This window comes from Salmonella sp. A7, assembly GCF_020181675.1.
Classification (GTDB): Bacteria; Pseudomonadota; Gammaproteobacteria; order Enterobacterales; family Enterobacteriaceae; genus Salmonella; species Salmonella enterica.
Window position 1 is genome coordinate 2,778,475 of sequence record NZ_CP084001.1, and the last position, 17,802, is coordinate 2,796,276.

Genomic DNA, 17,802 nt, shown 5'->3' on the forward strand with positions numbered 1-17,802 from the left:
ATTTTTCTCCAGGTTGCACTCTCTCACATTTTTTGCGGTTGCACCTTTTAAAAGTGTTAACTACCGCAGAGAAAATAAATCCAGATGGTTTTCCCCGTCAGACTCCCACTTTCTTTTTTTAACAATTTATTCATTTTTAAGCTTGCAACGCAGGTCACATTTAACGCGGTTGCACAAAGTTGCAACATGGTGGATATTTTCCGCTAACTATTGGTTAGCAGATAGAGCGAATAACAGGAGTAGAGGGTATGGGAACCACCACGATGGGGGTTAAGCTGGACGACGCCACGCGCGAACGGATCAAAATGGCCGCCTCGCGTATCGATCGCACGCCGCACTGGTTAATAAAACAGGCAATCTTTAGCTATCTGGACAAGCTGGAAAATAGCGATACGCTACCGGAGCTACCTGCGCTGTTTGCCGGCGCGGCAAATGAAAGCGAGGAGCCGGTCGCGCCGCAGGATGAGCCGCATCAGCCCTTTCTGGAGTTTGCCGAACAGATTCTTCCCCAATCCGTCTCTCGCGCCGCCATCACTGCCGCCTGGCGCCGCCCGGAAACCGATGCGGTGTCAATGCTAGTGGAACAGGCGCGCCTGTCGCCGCCTGTCGCTGAGCAGGCGCATAAACTGGCGTATCAACTGGCGGAGAAATTGCGCAATCAAAAATCCGCCAGCGGTCGCGCGGGTATGGTACAAGGCCTGTTGCAGGAGTTTTCCCTCTCTTCGCAAGAAGGCGTTGCGCTGATGTGTCTGGCGGAAGCGCTGCTGCGTATTCCCGACAAAGCTACGCGCGATGCGTTAATTCGCGACAAAATCAGTAATGGCAACTGGCAGTCGCATATTGGCCGTAGCCCGTCGCTGTTTGTAAACGCCGCCACCTGGGGGCTGCTCTTTACCGGTCGCCTGGTCTCAACGCATAACGAAGCCAATCTTTCGCGCTCGCTGAACCGCATTATCGGCAAGAGCGGCGAACCGTTAATCCGCAAAGGCGTCGACATGGCGATGCGTTTAATGGGCGAGCAGTTTGTGACTGGCGAAACCATTGCTCAGGCGCTGGCGAATGCCCGAAAACTGGAAGAGAAAGGGTTCCGCTATTCTTACGATATGCTGGGCGAAGCCGCGTTAACCGCCGCCGATGCGCAGGCCTATATGGTTTCTTACCAGCAAGCGATTCATGCCATCGGCAAAGCGTCTAACGGTCGCGGTATTTACGAAGGGCCAGGCATCTCGATTAAGCTGTCCGCCCTGCATCCACGCTATAGTCGCGCGCAATACGATCGGGTAATGGAGGAGCTTTATCCGCGCCTGAAATCCCTGACGCTGCTGGCGCGCCAGTATGATATCGGTCTCAATATCGACGCCGAAGAGGCGGATCGTCTGGAGATCTCGCTCGATCTGCTGGAAAAACTCTACTTCGAACCCGAACTGGCGGGCTGGAACGGCATTGGCTTTGTGATCCAGGCTTACCAGAAACGCTGCCCGCTGGTCATTGATTATTTAGTCGATCTGGCCTCCCGTAGCCGCCGTCGGCTGATGATTCGTCTGGTGAAAGGCGCCTACTGGGATAGCGAGATCAAACGCGCGCAAATGGAAGGGCTGGAGGGCTATCCGGTTTATACCCGCAAAGTGTATACCGATGTCTCTTATCTGGCCTGCGCGAAAAAACTGCTCGCCGTCCCTAATCTGATCTACCCGCAGTTCGCGACCCATAACGCACACACACTGGCGGCGATTTATCATCTGGCCGGGCAAAATTACTATCCGGGTCAGTACGAATTCCAGTGCCTACACGGCATGGGCGAACCGCTGTATGAACAGGTCACCGGTAAAGTGGCGGACGGAAAACTTAACCGTCCCTGCCGTATTTACGCGCCGGTGGGAACGCACGAAACCCTGCTGGCCTATCTGGTACGACGCCTGCTGGAAAACGGCGCCAACACCTCTTTTGTCAACCGCATCGCCGATGCCACCCTACCGCTCGATGAACTGGTGGCCGACCCGGTCGAGGCCGTGGAAAAACTGGCGCAGCAGGAAGGTCAGGCTGGCATACCGCATCCGAAAATTCCGCTGCCGCGCGATCTGTACGGCGAAGGTCGGATAAACTCCGCCGGACTTGATTTAGCGAATGAACATCGCCTCGCCTCGCTTTCTTCTGCCCTGTTAAGCAACGCCATGCAGAAATGGCAGGCCAAACCTGTGCTGGAACAACCGGTGGCCGACGGTGAGATGACGCCGGTTATCAACCCGGCGGAACCGAAAGATATTGTCGGCTGGGGACGCGAAGCGACAGAAAGCGAGGTTGAACAGGCATTGCAAAACGCGGTCAATCAGGCGCCGGTTTGGTTTGCGACGCCGCCGCAAGAACGCGCCGCCATTTTGCAGCGGGCGGCGGTATTGATGGAAGACCAAATGCAGCAGTTGATTGGCCTGTTGGTGCGCGAAGCGGGGAAAACGTTCAGCAACGCCATTGCCGAAGTGCGCGAAGCGGTAGACTTCCTCCATTATTATGCCGGTCAAGTGCGTGACGATTTCGATAACGAAACGCATCGCCCGTTAGGGCCGGTGGTCTGTATCAGTCCGTGGAACTTCCCGCTGGCCATTTTCACCGGCCAAATCGCCGCCGCGCTGGCGGCAGGTAACAGCGTTCTGGCGAAACCGGCAGAGCAGACATCGCTGATTGCCGCCCAGGGCATTGCCATTTTGCTGGAAGCGGGCGTACCACCGGGCGTCGTGCAACTGTTGCCGGGACGGGGAGAAACCGTCGGCGCCCAGCTTACCGCCGATGCGCGTGTACGCGGCGTGATGTTTACCGGTTCCACGGAGGTCGCGACGTTGTTGCAGCGCAACATCGCCACGCGTCTTGACGCCCAGGGCCGCCCTATTCCGTTGATTGCGGAAACCGGCGGTATGAACGCTATGATTGTCGACTCTTCCGCGCTCACCGAGCAGGTGGTCGTGGATGTGCTGGCTTCCGCTTTCGACAGCGCCGGACAACGCTGTTCCGCGCTCCGCGTGCTGTGTTTGCAGGACGATATCGCCGAACATACGCTGAAAATGTTACGCGGCGCGATGGCGGAGTGTCGGATGGGGAATCCAGGCCGTCTGACGACCGATATCGGGCCGGTGATTGATAGCGAGGCCAAAGCCAACATCGAGCGTCACATCCAGACGATGCGCGCCAAAGGCCGCCCGGTTTTCCAGGCCGCGCGTGAAAACAGCGATGATGCGCAAGAATGGCAGACCGGTACGTTTGTTATGCCCACGCTTATTGAGCTGGAAAACCTCGCAGAACTGGAAAAAGAGGTCTTCGGGCCCGTGCTGCATGTCGTGCGTTATAACCGTAACCAACTGGCGGAGCTTATCGAACAGATTAACGCTTCCGGCTACGGGCTAACGCTGGGCGTACATACCCGTATTGATGAAACCATTGCGCAAGTCACCGGTTCCGCCCATGTCGGCAACCTGTACGTTAACCGTAATATGGTGGGCGCGGTTGTCGGCGTCCAGCCGTTTGGCGGCGAAGGCCTGTCCGGTACCGGGCCAAAAGCGGGGGGGCCACTCTATCTCTACCGCCTGCTGGCACACCGCCCGCCCAATGCTCTCAATACGACGCTGACTCGTCAGGATGCGCGCTACCCGGTGGATGCGCAGCTTAAAACCACGCTACTCGCGCCGTTGACCGCCCTGACGCAATGGGCGGCGGATCGCCCGGCGCTACAGACGCTCTGCCGACAATTCGCCGATCTGGCGCAGGCCGGCACGCAGCGCCTGCTACCGGGACCGACCGGCGAGCGTAATACCTGGACGCTATTGCCGCGTGAACGGGTGTTATGCCTGGCTGATGATGAACAGGATGCGCTGACACAGCTTGCCGCCGTTCTCGCCGTCGGCAGTCAGGCGCTATGGTCAGACGACGCCTTCCACCGCGATCTGGCGAAACGTCTCCCCGCCGCCGTCGCGGCGCGTGTCCAGTTTGCGAAAGCGGAAACGCTGATGGCGCAGCCGTTTGACGCGGTGATTTTCCACGGCGACTCCGACAAGCTGCGAACCGTGTGCGAAGCCGTCGCCGCCCGCGAAGGCGCGATAGTGTCGGTACAGGGGTTCGCCCGCGGCGAAAGCAATATACTGCTGGAACGGCTCTATATTGAACGTTCGCTGAGCGTAAACACTGCCGCCGCTGGCGGTAATGCCAGCCTGATGACAATTGGCTAATACTGTGGTTAATTAAGGCTCCGTCAATGGAGCCTTTTTACTCGCGTCAGAGGAGCGTATGAAACGAATTTTCCTTACCTGCGCGGCGTTGTTGTTCAGCAGTCAGGCGTTGGCTGATGAGTGTGCCAGCGCCAGTACGCAGCTGGAAATGAATCGCTGCGCCGCCGCGCAATACCAGGCGGCAGATAAAAAGCTGAACGAAACCTATCAAAGCGCGCTTAAGCGTGCGCAACCGCCGCAGCGCGAGCTGTTGCAAAAAGCGCAGGTGGCATGGATTGCCCTGCGCGACGCCGATTGCGCTCTGATTCGTTCAGGTACGGAGGGCGGCAGCGTGCAACCCATGATCGCCAGCCAGTGCCTGACCGATAAAACGAACGAACGCGAAGCGTTTTTAGCCTCGCTGCTGCAATGTGAAGAGGGGGATTTGAGCTGCCCACTGCCGCCAGCCGGTTAACGCACGCGAATCCCTTCAATAATAATGCGCTGAACGCTTTCGACCGTTTGGTTGAAAAAGGCTTCATCGCGAAGCGTCGCGCCGGTTACCGCCTCAACCTGAGGGGCAAAATCGGCGTAATGTTGCGTGGCGGCCCAAATCATGAAGATCAAATGGTGCGGGGAGACGGGCGCCAGTTTCCCGCTGTGCACCCATCCGGCAATCAGCGCGGATTTTTCATCTATCAACGCTTTTAGATCGCCGGTCAGTTCCTCCATTAAGAGCGGCGCGCCCGCCAGCATCTCCATGCAGAAGAGCCGCGACGCCTGCGGATAATCACGCGAAACTTCCAGCTTGAGACGGATATACTCTTTGATGGCCTCCAGAGGGGAAAATTCTGCGCGAAACGCCTTGAGCGGCGCCAGCCAGACATCCAGGATCTGTCGCATTACCGCGACATACAGCGCCTCTTTCGAGGGATAATAATAAAGCAGATTGGTTTTGGAGACGCCAGCCCGCTCGGCGACCTGCTCAAGACGCGCGCCATGAATGCCATACTGGGAAAAAACAGCAAGCGCGGCGGTTAAGATAAGCTGCCGTTTTGCACCGGTGGCCTGCGAGCGTTTCCCGATTTTTTTCTCTGTGCGTTGCGACATGCGCCCTCTCCTTTTCGTCAGGACGCAAGCATACCAAATCCGGCTTATAAACAAAAAAACCGCCGGAAATCCGGCGGCGGTGGCGCATGACGCTTTTTAGCGCGAAACGCTCAGCGTCTTGCTGTTGTGACGCAGGCTAGCTATTACGGTTACTGCTTTTGCCCCCTTTTTTGCCTGCTTCGGATGCACGCTGCGGGTCATTCTTAAAATTGCCCCCGCTGTGCTGACCACCTTTACGACCTGCTTCTGATGCTCTTTCGCGGTCTTCCGCAAAATTACCGGAACCGCCACGATGGTTTGCCATTACTGACCTCCGTCATAGATTAGACATCATATTGCATAGGTAATGAGGAGTATCTCCTCGCGCAGCGTATGAACGATATCATCAGTAACGCCGCGTAACATTAAGCATAGTGAAAAACGCCGTGGTAGGCCGCTTACCGAAATATTCTGCAACATCGGAAGCCGAATACGCAGAATAATAACAATAAGAAATAAATAAGTTATTCTTATATTTGGGAAAATCAAAGCGCTTAAAAATGTATCATTTTGCAACAAAGGTCGCCAAATTAATTATTGTTATAAATCAAAGAAATGGCGCTGAAATTTGCACTCTTCACAGGAGGGCATATCTTTAAATAGACGTAGCGAATCGCTACACACCTGATTAATCTGAGGAGTAGTACAAATGGCAAAGATCCTGGTGCTCTATTATTCCATGTACGGACACATTGAAACCATGGCGCACGCGGTGGCGGAAGGGGCAAAGAAAGTCGACGGCGCAGAGGTCATTATAAAGCGTGTGCCAGAAACAATGCCGCCTGAAATCTTCGCAAAAGCTGGCGGTAAAACGCAAAACGCACCGGTTGCCACCCCACAGGAGCTGGCGGATTACGATGCCATTATTTTTGGTACGCCAACCCGGTTTGGCAATATGTCAGGCCAGATGCGTACCTTCCTGGACCAAACCGGCGGACTGTGGGCATCCGGCGCGCTATACGGCAAGCTCGGCAGCGTGTTTAGTTCTACCGGAACGGGCGGCGGCCAGGAGCAGACCATCACCTCGACCTGGACTACGCTTGCCCATCATGGGATGGTGATTGTCCCGATAGGCTATGCCGCACAGGAACTGTTTGACGTCTCCCAGGTTCGCGGCGGCACGCCTTACGGCGCAACGACTATCGCCGGAGGCGACGGTTCACGTCAACCAAGCCAGGAGGAACTCTCTATCGCTCGCTATCAGGGGGAATACGTCGCCGGTCTGGCAGTCAAACTCAACGGCTAATCTTCAACAGGAGGATTCGAATGCCAACTCAAGAAGCAAAAGCGCACCGCGTCGGCGAATGGGCAAGCCTGCGTAATACGTCGCCGGAAATTGCCGAAGCCATTTTTGAAGTCGCTCACTATGACGAGAAACTGGCAGAAAAAATATGGGAAGAAGGTAGCGATGAGGTGCTGAGCAAAGCCTTTGAGAAAACGGACAAAGACTCGCTCTTCTGGGGCGAACAAATCATCGAACGTAAGAACGTATAACACAAACGCCCCCGCCTGCGCGGGGGCATACGGCTATTTTGCGGCAGTGTTCATGACGTTATCGAACTTATCCAGCGGACAGAAGCCGTTCGCATCCACCGGACATCCTTTCAGTTCCAGCGTTACCCTTTGCGCGGGCGATTTGAGCGTTAATGCTTCCGCGTTACGTAACTGCCGGGCGCTCTGGTAGACATACTCGATTTTCATCAAATCCCGGTTAGCGTTGCCGTCATGCCAGCGTTGGAAGACAAGCTGGCCGCCAATCGGCGTTCTCTCATACTGGTCATGGAGCTGATAGGGTTTAAAATCCAGCGCCGTCAGCAGCGACGCGATATTGGAATCATGCCCCACCAGCACGGTCACCTTCGGCGCGCTAACGCGATCGGCAACCAGCACCTTATCGATATATTTCACCAGCGGCGCAGCGACATTGCGCGCCACCGTGGGTGAGGTAAACAGGCTGTCCTGATAGCCGTTTTTCAGTTTTGACAGCACCTTCCACTGCCGCTCGGTGTGGATCCCGCCCCAGGCGACCTGATCCATCGGAAACCCTTCGTAATATTGCAGGGTAAACGCATCCACCAGCGAGTTCCCTACTTTCAGCGGCCCCTGCACGCCAGGCTCTTGCTGATAGTTCGCGCTGAAGATATCTTTCGCGTCGATTAGCGAACACTGATGCTTCTCTTTGCAGGACGGCGAGTCCTGATAATGCGTTATCTGCTCAAGCAGTTTATAACTCTCATCAAGATGTAGCTGACTACGCGCCTTTTCCATCGCCTGTACGGCCTGTTGCCGGAACGCGGCGGAATCATCGGTAATTACTGGATTGAAGGTAGGGTCCATAGTGCCCATTTTTTCCTGATGATGAACAGGAATATCACAGCCGGGGAAAGCGCCGGTAATGAAAAATTGCGCGGTGGCGACGGTGCGCTGCAAACTATTCGCATAGGCATATACCGTGTCGGGCGCCGGACATTCTCCCGACGGTATCAGCCCCTGCGCGACCAGCCATTCACGTGTGTAGTGTCCCATATAGACTTCCAGCACGCCGCCTTTCGTCGTCAGTTGCCCACCGGGAACGTCCCACGCCGGCCAGGCGTTCGGCGTCGACTGCGCCAGTACGCTGCCATTATTCGCCAGCGGCGCCCGCAGATTATGGCGGCTCATCATCAGCACCTGTTGTAATTGATAACCCTCCGGCGTTGTCTGCGCCTGTACGGCGGATGACAACAAAACAGCCCCTGCCACAGCAACAGCGAGTAATGATTTTTTCATCCCTATGACCTCTTGTTGTTATCAAATCGTTCTGAGTGTGACAGAAATGGATCATTTTTCCGGGAACGATTTCGCAAAACGGGGGTTTTTCTTACAGTAAACGCGTTAGCGCCGGGAAACCCCGGCGCATATTCAGAACGTTTTTGCCCACCACAGCCGAAGCTTCATGCCCCAATAGCTGGTCCAGCCGCTGGTGGTGAACACAACCCGACCTTGTGAAACCACCACCAGCGTTGGCGTCACGCTGATTTCCCATCCAGCGGATAAGGCGCCGTTAGCATCATTGATGACCGGGAAGTCAACGCCCTTGCGCGCCAGCCAGCGGGCAACCTCAGCGTCATCGCCGGAGCGGAGCGCAACGGTCATGACGTTTTCCCCTTCCGCCGCCAGGCGAGCGACCGCAGGCGTAGTAAAGCGGCATACCCCGCACCAGCTGGCCCAAAAATAGAGCAGTACGGGGCGTTCTTCGCTCAATGTCGCCAGAGTTGTCGACTCTCCCGTCAGCGTACGTAACGGTGTCGTGGCAAACGCCGGAGGCGCCTGCGGCGCGCGCCAGACGTCCGTGACCACCATTATCGCGATGAGGAGCGCCAGAAAAACCGCGGCTTCACGCAGCCAACGCCGCAGTTTACCCGCCATTGGCAGCCGCCAGTTTTTCTTTCACCACCGCTTCCAGCGTATCCCAGGGCACTGCGCCCGGAATCAGCTCGTCGCCAATGATCGTCGCTGGCGTTCCTTGCACGCCGACCAGCCTTGCCAACTGCAAATTAGTGCGTATCGTTTCCATGCTTTTTTCATCCAGCGTCACTGGCGTAGCCCCTGCTTTCTGCTGGGCCTGTTTAATACTGTCATCCGTATGGTAACCGCGCTTTTGCATGAGTTTTTCATGTAGCGCGAGGAACTGTTGCGGATGCTCGCGCCAGGTGGTCAGCACAATACGCGCCGCCAGTATGGAACTCTCGCCTTTGAATGGCAGCGGTTTAATAATGACCGCAACGTCAGGATATTTCTGCACAATCTTTTCCAGCATCGGATCGAGCTGTTTGCAGTACGGGCAGTTGTAATCCGTAAAGTTCACCAGCGTCAGCTTAGGGTGTTTAGCGCCTATCCGCGGGCTGGCAGGATCGTTAAACAACGCCGCATGGATCAGATTTTCAATCTGCTTTTCCTGATCCGGCGTAAAAGGAGCGGTTTCTTGCGCGATGCTCAGCGTCGAAAACAGCGCCAGCAGTAAAACAATCATGTATTTCATTGGGTTATTCCTTTCGCTTTTTTCAACGTTTGTAATACCGCATCGCGGGTCAGCAAAGTGGGCAATGCCTCCCCTTCCGGCAAGCCGGGGCCATATACCTGATTAAACGGCACGGCGACCTGGCCGCGCGTTTTCAGAAAATCTGTAATGGCATCGGACGGCAGCGTCCAGTCTCCCCGCAGCGCCACAACATCCGGCTGTTGCAAGGCGGCCTGCACATCCTCTTTTTGCAGAACGTTGTATTTATTCACTTTACAGGTAATACACCAGTCCGCAGTGACATCGACAAATACCCGCTTATGCTGCGCCAGCGCCGACTGGATTGCCTGTTCACTCAACGGTTGCCACTGAACCGTGTCTTGCGCGCTCTTTGACGCAGTGAAGCCGAAATGCGGCAGGAGTAACGTCGCCAGCCAGATAGCCGATCCCAGCATCATCAGACCGAGGATCCTGCGCAGGACATTCATCCAACGCCCGGGGCGCGGTAAACGTAGCGCAAGCCCTGGTCGTAGCGCGACCAGTAGCCACGGCGCGCTCATTCCCAGGCCAAGCGCAAGGAACAGCCCCCACAGCGTCGGCAGCGACGCCGTGAGCGCCACTGCCACCGCCGTGCCCAGAAACGGCGCGCTACAAGGCGTCGCCAGCAGCGTGGCGAACGCCCCCTGCCAGAAATGTCCCGACATACCGTTACCGCCGTAAGTGGCCAGTTTCGTGGTTATAGATGAGGGAAGCCTGAACTCAAAAAGCCCGAACAGGCTGGCGCTAAACAACAACATCACCAGAGCCATAAAACCAATAAACCATGCATTCTGGAACTGGACTCCCCAGGCCAGCGCATGGTTTGACAGGCGAAGGAGGGTCATAAACGCCGCCAGCGCCATAAATGACGCAATGATACCGGCGACCGAAGCCAAAAATTGTCGCCTGATGTGAGAGCGGCTTTTTTCCTCTACCAATAAAATAGAGCCAAGTTTCATGCCCAGAACCGGCAGCACGCAGGGCATTAAATTAAGAATCAGTCCGCCGATCAGCGCCATCATTACAACTTGCCAGAAAGGTAGCGCCGCATTGTCCGGCGTTTGCGCTGGCGCAGCGCCAATGGTTTGCGTGCTCTCCTGGGCGATAGCGCCATCGGCTAACACGAGGGTCAGCGATTTGTTGCGCAAATCGGGCGCCTTTTCGCCCCAACTGTCCGTCACCGGCACCGTCGCCTGTAACCTGTCGCCCTCTACGCGCAGGCGAGGCTTCGCAAAATCGACGTCATCTATGGTGTCAAGATAGAGCCCGGGCGATGACCAGCCCGCCGCTCGCGTAGCAGTGACCACCAGTTCTCCCGGGCGATAGCCGACTTCAAGCGAGTCCGTTAGCCCACTGCGGAGTGGAACTTTACCCATCGCCCGCGCATAGTCATGGGCAAAATCGGCATTCTGCACAGTGGGCGTCACGGAAAAGGGGTAATCGGTCAACAGACAAACATTGCTGCAGGTTGATAACGTCAACACGCCGCTCAAGGTCGCCGGCGGCGTACCGCGCACGATCATCGGAAAGGTCACCTCGTCGTGATATCCCTGGGTGGTGATATTCGCCACATCAAAGCGCGAGGGGGTTGGCCAGAACCAGCTTACCTCAGGCATGTCGGCTTTCCAGGCGATAGAGGGCGCCACGCCCCCTTCCCCCGGCGCGCGCCAGTAGGTTTTCCAGCCGTTTTCCAGTTTGACATCCAGCAACAGCCGGGTCTCACCGTTAGCGGACGTATCGGCACGTAGCCGTATGCTGGCATGGTCGTTATCGGGCGAACGCAGCCAGCCGCTTTCCGCCGCCCAGGAGACGGGCAGCCAAAGCCATAACAGGCAGAACAGTATCCGCCTGAACAAAATCATCATATTTTTTCTCCGTGAATGAGTAAGTAACCGTTAGCAATAACCGGTCTGTCATTCACGGAAGACACAAAATCGTAGATGTACCCGTAATGTGGGCGGCGAAATAGCCCGTGGAGGCGAAAACGGCAGGCGCATGACCCGGACAGGCGCCAGTAAGGAAAGCAGTAGACAAAGCGCAAGGATAGCGCCTTCAAAGAGTACCGGAGGCGCCGCCAGCAGCGACTTGGCGCTTAATTCACAGGGAGTGACCGGCGAGCCGTCATCTGTCGAAGAGGGAGCGCTGACCACCGCAGCAGAGGCCGTCGCCTGCATCTGCAAGGCGTGCAGGCCCGCCATGCGTTGCGCGGTACAAACCATTACCACGACACATGCAAGGCAAAGAAACCACCAGCCCATCCGTTGTTGTTTCGCCATTGCGCCCTCACTGTTTAACGCGAGTTATCTTAGCCACTGGCGCGGTTTTGGCAACCTTTCCCCTGTAAAGTTATGTCGGCGCGCTGCGCAACCTTCTGATAGTCGAACAACGTAATTTATTCTTACTAATGATATAACTGGTGTTTTCATACGCACTTTTCAGGTTTACCCTACACTTAGTGGAGAAACCTTTTTGGGGTCCCTTCTGTATGTATTGATTTAGCGAGATGATGCTATGGAACTTAAGGATTATTACGCCATTATGGGCGTGAAACCGACGGACGATCTCAAGACGATTAAGACCGCCTATCGCCGACTGGCCCGCAAGTACCATCCAGATGTCAGCAAAGAACCCGATGCCGAAGCCCGTTTCAAAGAGGTTGCTGAAGCATGGGAAGTGCTGAGTGATGAGCAACGGCGCGCCGAGTATGACCAGTTATGGCAACACCGTAACGATCCACAATTTAATCGCCAGTTCCAGCAACACGAAGGCCAACCGTATAACGCCGAAGATTTTGATGATATTTTCTCGTCTATTTTTGGTCAGCACGGTCGCCATTCGCACCACCGCCACGCCGCACGCGGTCATGATATCGAAATTGAAGTGGCGGTATTCCTGGAAGAAACGCTGGAAGAGCACCAGCGTACGATTAGCTATTCCGTCCCCGTTTATAACGCGTTCGGTCTGGTGGAGCGGGAAATTCCCAAAACATTGAATGTGAAAATCCCGGCTGGCGTCAGCAACGGGCAACGAATCAGACTGAAAGGCCAGGGCACGCCGGGGGAAAACGGCGGACCTAATGGCGATTTATGGCTCGTTATCCATATTGCCCCGCATCCGCTCTTTGATATCGTCAATCAGGATCTGGAAGTCGTCCTTCCGCTTGCCCCATGGGAGGCGGCGCTCGGCGCTAAGGTGTCTGTGCCAACGCTTAAAGAGCGTATTTTGCTGACCATTCCCCCCGGCAGCCAGGCAGGTCAGCGGCTGCGTATCAAAGGAAAAGGATTAGCCAGTAAAAAGCACACTGGCGATCTCTATGCCATCATCAAAATCGTTATGCCGCCGAAACCTGACGAGAAAACAGCTGCCCTGTGGCAACAACTGGCGGACGCGCAGTCGTCCTTTGACCCACGCCAGCAATGGGGGAAAGCATAATGGCTAATATCACTGTCACCTTTACCATCACCGAATTTTGTTTGCACACCGGAGTGACGGAAGAAGAGCTAAACGAAATCGTCGGACTTGGCGTAATTGAGCCTTACGAAGACGATAACGCCGACTGGCAATTCGACGATCGCGCAGCGAGCGTGGTACAACGCGCGCTACGCTTACGCGAGGAGCTGGCGCTCGACTGGCCTGGGATCGCGGTCGCGTTAACGCTGCTGGAAGAGAATTCACGGCTGCGCGAAGAAAACCGGTTACTGCTGCAACGCCTTTCTCGCTTTATCTCGCATCCCTAATCTACGATAAAGGCAATAAACCGAGGGTGGGCTTTCTGCCCACCCCGGATTTACATGCACCCGGTATAATACCAGAATGCCTCTGACATACTTCCCCCAACGGAAGAAATATAGCCTTTCACCGCGCACAACCCGATCAACGAACCGCCAATGTCAGCCATTAATGCGCCATTGCGAAGATCATCGTTTAAATAAAGACCAGCCACAAGTTCACATTTTTTAGATACGTCGGTTATTTTTACACGTTAGCGATCATTTATTGCCTGAAGAATATATTCTTTCACTGTTTTGTACTCTCTGGTTGATACGTACCTTCTCCCTGTCAATGCCGGGTAAAATGTACCGCTGCGCTTACAGGTTGCAGTATTTATAAATAAGAAATACAACAGTCACTTACAGTTTAATAATTGAGCGTTATAACATCCACTGCCGCCCAATATTTACACCACGTATAAAATACAAAAATGTAATAGAATGTAAACAAAATAAGAGCATAAAATAAATAACTTATTAAAAAATCAATATAAATAGAGTGGTCAATAAAAAACGATCGTTTTCAACGAGTTATGTTTCTCAGATTTTCATCTATCCTGAATAGGCTTGCGGAAAATGTAATTTACACCATTGACTATTTCACTTAAAAGGTTTCTGTAATGGAATGGAAGGTCGTTGATACAGTTATAAGTCCCTCTACCGGAGTATCGTTCTCATGCATACATAGCCTAAAAAATCTTAGATTGACCTTATGGTATCAGGCAGATGTTTACATGCCTCCAGGTAGCATTATCATCCCCTTTAATAAGGGGGTCTTAATAAACGATAAACTTTATCCCGTTACTGTTTACAACGTTACCAGGTTTAATCCTGTTCTATGGAAATCGCTTAAAGAAAATAGCCACTGTCCTGGTAACTGCAATCCTAAACCAGAAGCCTGCAGTTATCCTTTCGAGTGTCTGGTATCCGTTTGTCCATTTGGTTTAACCAGAAATATTCAAATAGATAATAAGAAAGTTTAGGAAATAAAGTATGCATTAGCCATACTACTGATTAAGTGTATTCGCGCACGTTTGCAGTATTTTGCAGTTAAATATGTTTGATATAAAAATTGTACAGTTCGGATATTTTTTGATTCGTTTAATCTAACCTTCACTTTGGTAACGAGGAGCCGGTACAGAGGATATTACTGATGGCCGGCAGACAAAGAAACGCATTGCTTTTAACACTGTATAAATTCCATCCGTGACATTCTTATTTAGTAATATTTCACCAGAGCAATCATCTTACCTTTATTGTGCATAAAAATCAGCAAGTAGTGTTTAGAAAAAATAATGTTTTAGACAAAAGCTCTGCGCGTCATGCTGATCGCCAAAAGCATAACGGGCTGACATCATGTCAGCCCGTGGGTTTACCCCTGCCCTGATACTTACGGTACGCTTATCGTCATATTGTCATGACCGACAATGACAGGGCCCGGGTAATTTTTCATGGCTTCCTGTTGCCAGACGTCATCCGCAACCGTCGCAGGCACCAGATGACTTAACACCAGTTTTTTCACGTGGGCCTCGCGAGCAATCTTACCGACATCTTCAATCGTGGTGTGATGCGACGCAATCGCTTCAGCCAGCGTTTTTCCGTTGCCAATACTATTAGCCAGTTTTGCTACCGAAGGGACATGTACCGCCTCATGTACCAGGATATCCGCCCCTTGGGCAAACGTTGCAAGCGGCGGAAACCAGGACGTATCGCCAGAGAAGACGATTCGCTTACCCTGGGTATCAAAACGGTAAGCAAACGCTTCACCGTCCGGGAAAGGGGAATGAGGCACTTTCAGCGCGCTTATTGTAACCAGTTCATCTTTATAGATGACGCCCTGGCTAATATCGGTCGCCTTAACCAGGTTGCGCGGATCGGGTTTCCCCTCTTCTTCCATGCGTAGCGTGATATCCCTGTCAAAGACCTTCCAGCTAGCCTTCGTCATCGCCTGGGTTCCCGGCGGGCCATACACCTGTATGGTATGGTCTTTCAGACCACTTGCCCAGGCATTCATCAGCAAGGAAGGATAATCCAGTATGTGGTCGCTGTGCAGATGGGTGAGCAAAATAGTATTGATGTTGCGCAGTGGAATGCCGTTTTTCACCAGTTGCAGACTGGCGCCGTAGCCGGCATCTATCAGCCATATTTTATCGCCGATAGTGAGCGCCGTCGCTTGCGGTAGTCTGGCTGTATTGAGCAAAGAAGGCCCGCCTTTGGTGCCCAGTAAAACAATGTTGATCTCTTGAGGCGCAGGAGTACCGGCAGCAATGGCAAGGTGGCTTTGCGCCAGCATACAAACCGCCAGCATAGCGACGCTTTTTTTCATCATGTTTTTACTCTTCTTAGTTGAGAAAAGAGGGAACTTCACGTTGGCGAAACTGCGAAGGAGAACAGCCAGCAAGGCGATTAAAGAAACGGGCGAAATAAGCCGGATCTTTAAAACCTAATTGCCAGGCGATCTCGTTGACAGCATTGTCGGAAAAAAGCAGCAGTCGTTTCGCCTCGCGTAATTGCCGATCAAAAATCAGGCGTTTAGGCGGGCGATTAGCAAAACGTCGGCAAATATCGGTCAAACGAGATTCGGTAATATGCAACTCGCAGGCATAATCGGGCACCGTCCAGTGCTGATGGAAGTGGTTGTCAATTAACAGGGTAAAGCGCTGAAAAAGTTTCAGTTCACCGCGCATCCCGGTTGCGGCGTGATCGTCCAGCTTCGCATTACGCAACAGCAAGGTAAATACCGCCTGCGCCAGTAGCACCAGGGTATGTTCGCAGCCAGCCAGTTGTTCCGTGGACTCCCGCTCAATTAGCTGCCAGTAATGTTTGAGCGCCGCCAGCTCGTTGGGTTTATCCGCCAGCGACAGACAGATCCCCGGCAAGCCGAAGGCCTCTCTGGTGCCGGGATAAAGCACTTCCAGCAGCGGCCAAACCAGCTCTTCGCGTACCGTCAGAACATGGCCATCGCTATCCGATTCGGTAATAAAAGCATGCGGCACCGAGGGCGGCGTAAGCACAAATAGCGGCGCCTGCACCGAATAGCGATGATCGTCGAGCTGTAGCTCAATCTGCCCGGTATCAAGAAAGTGCATTTGAAAAAACTGGTCGTGGCGATGCGCCTGCATATCACGACCAAAGAAATCCGCCATACGAGCAAACGACTGATAATGCACATCGTTACTGCCCATGCTTTCGTCATACTCTTTGCTGATATCAATATTGGCGATCGCACGTTGGCACATAGTTTCTCCTCAAGGGGTGGCGCGCGGACGCGATGCTTTCATGGGAATGAGCCAGATAATGGCGGCGCCGACGACTAACAGAGAAGCGACAAACCAGAGTCCGCTATTGAAGCTACCGGTGATATCTTTTAGCCAGCCAATCATAAACGGGCTAAGCGCGGAGCCAATATTGCCGGTGGCATTGATGACCGCAATGCCTATCGCCCTGGCGCGTAAACTGATCGACTGATCCGGCGTGGTCCAGAAGATCGCCATCGCGCTAAAGGAACCCGTGGACGCCATCACGATCCCCAGGAGCTGGATCAGGTTATGGTCGGTCGCCGACGCCAGCAGCCAGCCCGCGGCGGCAAACAGGAATGGCAACGCCGTGTGATGTTTACGTTCCTGATGTTTGTCTGAATGGCGGCTCCAGTAAATCATGCCCAGAATAGTACAAATCTGCGGGATCGCCGCCAGCAGGCCGATGGTGATATTGCTACTGCCTTCATTAAAACTTTTCAGGATTTGCGGCGTCCAGATACTAATGGCGCTAAGCGTATTGGTAAGGCAAAAATAGGCCAGCGTATACATCAGTACAATTGGCGTGAATACTTCGCGCCACAGACTACGCTGCTGCATGGCGTTATGGCTGATGGCCCCCTCCGGCTGAACCAGCGTCAGGCGGTCATTATCCATCATCTCCTGCAAACATTTTTTATCCTCTGCCGTCAGCCATTTGGCTTTTGCCGGGGTATCATCCAGGTAAAACCAGACCATAATGCCTAACAAAACTGACGGAAATCCCTCCAGCAGGAATAACCACTGCCATCCATGCAGATTGAATATGCCGTCCAGCGATAAAATATAGCCGGAGACAATCGACCCCAACGCGGTAGTGGCTGGCATGGCAATCATAAATAATGCATTGGCGCGGGCGCGGAAAAATGCCGGGAACCAGTAGGTTAAATAGAGCAATATTCCTGGCAAAAAGCCCGCTTCGGTAATGCCCACCAGCATTCGCAGCACATACAGGCTTTTCGGTCCCACCGCGAACATCGTGGCGGTAGATGCAATGCCCCATAGCACCATAATGGTCGCAATCCAGCGGCGGGCGCCGACGATGCTCAACATCACGTTGCTGGGAATGCCGAAAATGACGTAGGTGGCGTAAAACAGCGTCGTGGCAAGGCCAAACATGGTGGCGCTTAACCCCAGATCCTGCCCCATCGTCAACCCGGCAAAACCGATGTTGATACGGTCTAAAAACGAGAAGATAAACAACACGAATAAAAATACGATCAGTCGGCGGAACAGTTTATTTATGACGGTTTGTTGACCCGTGCTGAGCGCGTTGTGCGAACGGACAGACTCGGGGCTTTCCGGAAGTGCAGATGATGTGTCGCTCATTTTTTTTCCTCTGATGGGAATTTTTGTAG

Annotated in this window: 17 protein-coding genes; 7 read left to right on the forward strand and 10 right to left on the reverse strand. The window is 53.7% G+C overall.

Annotation, left to right across the window (positions count from 1 at the left end):
- Positions 1–248 precede the first annotated feature (248 nt).
- The gene (putA, locus tag LCS67_RS13715) at positions 249–4,211 is read left to right on the forward strand and encodes a trifunctional transcriptional regulator/proline dehydrogenase/L-glutamate gamma-semialdehyde dehydrogenase (RefSeq protein ID WP_100521868.1); all 3,963 of its coding nucleotides are present in this window, start codon (positions 249–251) and stop codon (positions 4,209–4,211) included.
- A 58-nt stretch (positions 4,212–4,269) separates the two neighbouring features.
- Positions 4,270–4,665 (forward strand): lysozyme inhibitor LprI family protein, encoded by a 396-nt coding sequence (locus LCS67_RS13720; RefSeq protein WP_000821064.1) that lies wholly within the window; start codon positions 4,270–4,272, stop codon positions 4,663–4,665.
- On the opposite strand, the gene rutR is transcribed toward LCS67_RS13720, so the two are convergent.
- Positions 4,662–5,300, reverse strand: coding sequence for an HTH-type transcriptional regulator RutR (gene rutR, locus LCS67_RS13725; protein ID WP_000083128.1), 639 nt, complete (start codon positions 5,298–5,300; stop codon positions 4,662–4,664). The two genes, LCS67_RS13720 and rutR, sit on opposite strands and share 4 nt — an antisense overlap.
- 136 nt (positions 5,301–5,436) lie before the next feature.
- Positions 5,437–5,604 carry a general stress protein gene (locus LCS67_RS13730; RefSeq protein ID WP_001273663.1) on the reverse strand — a complete coding sequence of 56 codons (168 nt, stop codon included), beginning with the start codon at positions 5,602–5,604 and terminating at the stop codon, positions 5,437–5,439.
- Between the two features lie 384 nt (positions 5,605–5,988).
- Here LCS67_RS13730 and wrbA point away from each other — a divergent pair, with 384 nt between their 5' ends.
- Together wrbA and LCS67_RS13740 are read left to right on the forward strand one after the other, a co-directional pair.
- Positions 5,989–6,585 (forward strand): NAD(P)H:quinone oxidoreductase, encoded by a 597-nt coding sequence (wrbA, locus tag LCS67_RS13735; protein ID WP_001062898.1) that lies wholly within the window; start codon positions 5,989–5,991, stop codon positions 6,583–6,585.
- Positions 6,586–6,605: 20 nt separating this feature from the next.
- Positions 6,606–6,833 (forward strand): YccJ family protein, encoded by a 228-nt coding sequence (locus LCS67_RS13740; protein WP_100521867.1) that lies wholly within the window; start codon positions 6,606–6,608, stop codon positions 6,831–6,833.
- A gap of 33 nt (positions 6,834–6,866) precedes the next feature.
- On the opposite strand, the gene agp is transcribed toward LCS67_RS13740, so the two are convergent.
- The 5 genes from agp to LCS67_RS13765 all read right to left on the reverse strand — a co-directional run bounded on the left by agp (position 6,867) and on the right by LCS67_RS13765 (position 11,654).
- Entirely contained in the window at positions 6,867–8,108 is a 1,242-nt protein-coding gene (agp, locus tag LCS67_RS13745) for a bifunctional glucose-1-phosphatase/inositol phosphatase (protein WP_000749199.1), read from the reverse strand.
- 132 nt (positions 8,109–8,240) lie between these two features.
- Entirely contained in the window at positions 8,241–8,747 is a 507-nt protein-coding gene (locus LCS67_RS13750; RefSeq protein ID WP_024797598.1) for a protein disulfide oxidoreductase, read from the reverse strand.
- Positions 8,737–9,360, reverse strand: coding sequence for a DsbA family protein (locus LCS67_RS13755; RefSeq protein WP_000876686.1), 624 nt, complete (start codon positions 9,358–9,360; stop codon positions 8,737–8,739). Before LCS67_RS13755 ends, LCS67_RS13750 begins: the two co-directional genes overlap by 11 nt.
- On the reverse strand, positions 9,357–11,243 hold the full coding sequence (locus LCS67_RS13760; protein ID WP_023213186.1) for a protein-disulfide reductase DsbD family protein: 1,887 nt from the start codon (positions 11,241–11,243) through the stop codon (positions 9,357–9,359). Before LCS67_RS13760 ends, LCS67_RS13755 begins: the two co-directional genes overlap by 4 nt.
- A 48-nt stretch (positions 11,244–11,291) precedes the next feature.
- Positions 11,292–11,654: a copper resistance protein gene (locus LCS67_RS13765; protein ID WP_001118902.1), complete on the reverse strand. Its 363-nt coding sequence runs from the start codon at positions 11,652–11,654 to the stop codon at positions 11,292–11,294.
- A gap of 235 nt (positions 11,655–11,889) precedes the next feature.
- On the opposite strand from LCS67_RS13765, the gene cbpA reads away from it, so the two are divergent.
- The 3 genes from cbpA to LCS67_RS13780 all read left to right on the forward strand — a co-directional run bounded on the left by cbpA (position 11,890) and on the right by LCS67_RS13780 (position 14,131).
- Positions 11,890–12,810: a curved DNA-binding protein gene (gene cbpA / locus LCS67_RS13770; protein ID WP_000420603.1), complete on the forward strand. Its 921-nt coding sequence runs from the start codon at positions 11,890–11,892 to the stop codon at positions 12,808–12,810.
- Positions 12,810–13,115, forward strand: coding sequence for a chaperone modulator CbpM (cbpM, locus tag LCS67_RS13775; protein WP_001284251.1), 306 nt, complete (start codon positions 12,810–12,812; stop codon positions 13,113–13,115). Before cbpA ends, cbpM begins: the two co-directional genes overlap by 1 nt.
- Positions 13,116–13,768: 653 nt before the next feature.
- A complete protein-coding gene (locus LCS67_RS13780; protein ID WP_001537781.1) occupies positions 13,769–14,131 on the forward strand; it encodes an anti-adapter protein IraM in 363 nt (120 codons plus the stop codon).
- A gap of 407 nt (positions 14,132–14,538) precedes the next feature.
- Here the strand turns inward: LCS67_RS13780 and LCS67_RS13785 are convergent, their stop codons facing one another.
- The 3 genes from LCS67_RS13785 to hpaX are packed head-to-tail and all read right to left on the reverse strand — an operon-like array spanning position 14,539 to position 17,773.
- The gene (locus LCS67_RS13785; protein ID WP_000976564.1) at positions 14,539–15,477 is read right to left on the reverse strand and encodes an MBL fold metallo-hydrolase; all 939 of its coding nucleotides are present in this window, start codon (positions 15,475–15,477) and stop codon (positions 14,539–14,541) included.
- A 13-nt stretch (positions 15,478–15,490) separates the two neighbouring features.
- The gene (hpaA, locus tag LCS67_RS13790) at positions 15,491–16,387 is read right to left on the reverse strand and encodes a 4-hydroxyphenylacetate catabolism regulatory protein HpaA (RefSeq protein WP_000336602.1); all 897 of its coding nucleotides are present in this window, start codon (positions 16,385–16,387) and stop codon (positions 15,491–15,493) included.
- Positions 16,388–16,396: 9 nt separating this feature from the next.
- Positions 16,397–17,773 carry a 4-hydroxyphenylacetate permease gene (gene hpaX / locus LCS67_RS13795; protein WP_001285795.1) on the reverse strand — a complete coding sequence of 459 codons (1,377 nt, stop codon included), beginning with the start codon at positions 17,771–17,773 and terminating at the stop codon, positions 16,397–16,399.
- Positions 17,774–17,802 lie beyond the last annotated feature (29 nt).